The organism is Glaciecola sp. 33A (assembly GCF_002836745.1).
Lineage (GTDB): Bacteria > Pseudomonadota > Gammaproteobacteria > Enterobacterales > Alteromonadaceae > Glaciecola.
This window is the reverse complement of the sequence record NZ_PJAR01000007.1, coordinates 1-3,083: the sequence shown is the minus strand read 5'-3', so window position 1 is coordinate 3,083 and position 3,083 is coordinate 1. Positions and strand designations below refer to the sequence as shown.

The 3,083-nt window shown below is 50.9% G+C and carries 1 rRNA gene; it reads right to left on the bottom strand.

From position 1 onward, the window contains the following. Window positions 1–20: 20 nt before the first annotated feature. A 23S ribosomal RNA gene (locus tag CXF81_RS00305) occupies window positions 21–2,923 on the bottom strand. Window positions 2,924–3,083: the final 160 nt, after the last annotated feature.

The following is a 3,083-nucleotide window of genomic DNA, read 5'->3' as shown; positions in this document are numbered from 1 at the left end:
TCACGCCACTTTGGTGTTGTATGGTTAAGCCGCACGGGCAATTAGTACAGGTTAGCTTAACGCCTTACGACGCTTCCACACCCTGCCTATCAACGTTGTAGTCTACAACAGCCCTTCAGGACAGTTAAACTGTCTGGGATGACTCATCTCTGGGCTCGCTTCCCGCTTAGATGCTTTCAGCGGTTATCGATTCCGAACGTAGCTACCGGGCAATGCCATTGGCATGACAACCCGAACACCAGCGGTTCGTCCACTCCGGTCCTCTCGTACTAGGAGCAGCTCCCATCAATCATCCAACGCCCACACCAGATAGGGACCGAACTGTCTCACGACGTTCTAAACCCAGCTCGCGTACCACTTTAAATGGCGAACAGCCATACCCTTGGGACCGACTTCAGCCCCAGGATGTGATGAGCCGACATCGAGGTGCCAAACACCGCCGTCGATATGAACTCTTGGGCGGTATCAGCCTGTTATCCCCGGAGTACCTTTTATCCGTTGAGCGATGGCCCTTCCATTCAGAACCACCGGATCACTATGACCTACTTTCGTACCTGCTCGACGTGTCTGTCTCGCAGTTAAGCTGGCTTATGCCATTGCACTAACCTCCTGATGTCCGACCAGGATTAGCCAACCTTCGTGCTCCTCCGTTACGCTTTGGGAGGAGACCGCCCCAGTCAAACTACCCACCAGACACTGTCCACACGCCCGATCAGGGCGCAATGTTAGAACATCAAACGTACAAGGGTGGTATTTCAAGGTAGACTCCACATCATCTGGCGACAATGCTTCATAGTCTCCCACCTATCCTACACATGTAGGGTCAATGTTCAGTGCCAAGCTATAGTAAAGGTTCACGGGGTCTTTCCGTCTAGGTGCGGGTACACAGCATCTTCACTGCAATTTCAATTTCACTGAGTCTCGGGTGGAGACAGCGAGGCCATGGTTACACCATTCGTGCAGGTCGGAACTTACCCGACAAGGAATTTCGCTACCTTAGGACCGTTATAGTTACGGCCGCCGTTTACCGGGGCTTCGATCAAGAGCTTCGCTTGCGCTAACCCCATCAATTAACCTTCCGGCACCGGGCAGGTGTCACACCGTATACGTCATCTTTCGATTTAGCACAGTGCTGTGTTTTTAATAAACAGTCCCAGCCTCCTGGTCACTGCGGCCCTCACCTGCTTCATGCGCGAAGCACTACACAAGCAAGGGCGTACCTTCTCCCGAAGTTACGGTACAATTTTGCCGAGTTCCTTCACCCGAGTTCTCTCAAGCGCCTTAGTATTCTCTACCTGACCACCTGTGTCGGTTTGGGGTACGGTTCGCTATATCATAAGTTTAGAGGCTTTTCCTGGAAGCAGGGTATTTGCTACTTCAACTCCGTAGAGTCTCGTCTCGTGTCTCAGGCTCATCTTTTAAATGTGGTGTCCGGATTTTCCTAAACACCAACCCTACGCACTTTCACTTGGACTACCAACGCCAAGCTAGCATAACCTTCTCCGTCCCCCCTTCACTGATATAACAAGTACGGAAATATTAATCCGTTTCCCATCGACTACGCGTTTCCGCCTCGCCTTAGGGGCCGACTTACCCTGCCCTGATTAGCATGGGACAGGAAACCTTGGTCTTCCGGCGTGGGGGTTTTTCACCCCCATTATCGTTACTCATGTCAGCATTCGCACTTGTGATATGTCCAGCATTCCTCTCGAAACACCTTCAGCCACTTACACAACGCTCCCCTACCACTTGAACCGAAGTTCAAATCCGCAGCTTCGGTATATTGCTTAGCCCCGTTACATCTTCCGCGCAGGCCGACTCGACTAGTGAGCTATTACGCTTTCTTTAAAGGATGGCTGCTTCTAAGCCAACCTCCTAGCTGTCTTAGCCTTCCCACCTCGTTTCCCACTTAGCAATATTTTGGGACCTTAGCTGGCGGTCTGGGTTGTTTCCCTCTTCACGACGGACGTTAGCACCCGCCGTGTGTCTCCCGGATAGCACTCATCGGTATTCGGAGTTTGCAAAGGGTTGGTAAGTCGGGATGACCCCCTAGCCTTAACAGTGCTCTACCCCCAATGGTGTTCGTCCGAGGCTCTACCTAAATAGATTTCGGGGAGAACCAGCTATCTCCCGGTTTGATTGGCCTTTCACCCCCAGCCACAAGTCATCCGCTAACTTTTCAACGTTAGTCGGTTCGGTCCTCCAGTTGATGTTACTCAACCTTCAACCTGCCCATGGCTAGATCACCGGGTTTCGGGTCTATACCTAGCAACTCAACGCGCAGTTAACACTCGCTTTCGCTACGGCTCCCCTAGTCGGTTAACCTTGCTACTAAATATAAGTCGCTGACCCATTATACAAAAGGTACGCAGTCACCCTACTATCTCCGAAGAGAATCCAGGCTCCTACTGCTTGTACGTATACGGTTTCAGGTTCTATTTCACTCCCCTCACAGGGGTTCTTTTCGCCTTTCCCTCACGGTACTAGTTCACTATCGGTCAGTTAGGAGTATTTAGCCTTGGAGGATGGTCCCCCCATCTTCAGTCAGGATAACACGTGTCCCGACCTACTTAATATGGCAACTATGATGCTTCGTGTACGGGGCTATCACCCTGTATCGCTGTGCTTTCCAACACATTCCACTACCTCATAATTACTCGGCTGCTCCCCGTTCGCTCGCCGCTACTTGGGGAATCTCGGTTGATTTCTTTTCCTAAGGGTACTTAGATGTTTCAGTTCCCCTCGTTTGCTTCGTTAACCTATGTATTCAGTTAACGATACCGCCGAAGCGGTGGGTTCCCCCATTCGGACATCTGTGGCTCAAATGCTTTTTGTCAGCTCACCACAGCTTTTCGCAGACTTACACGTCCTTCATCGCCTCTAACTGCCTAGGCATCCACCGTATACGCTTAGTCACTTAACCATACAACCCAAAATGGCGTGTGCATTCACCCCGCCAAGAATGAAGTACAACGCATTTTATCAACCCACGCCTTTTTAATCGCGGGTTGCGGTGCAGCTGGCTCATTGCTGAGTCGCTGCTAGCTGTATGCATGACAAGTTTTTTTGCTAATCAAATAAAA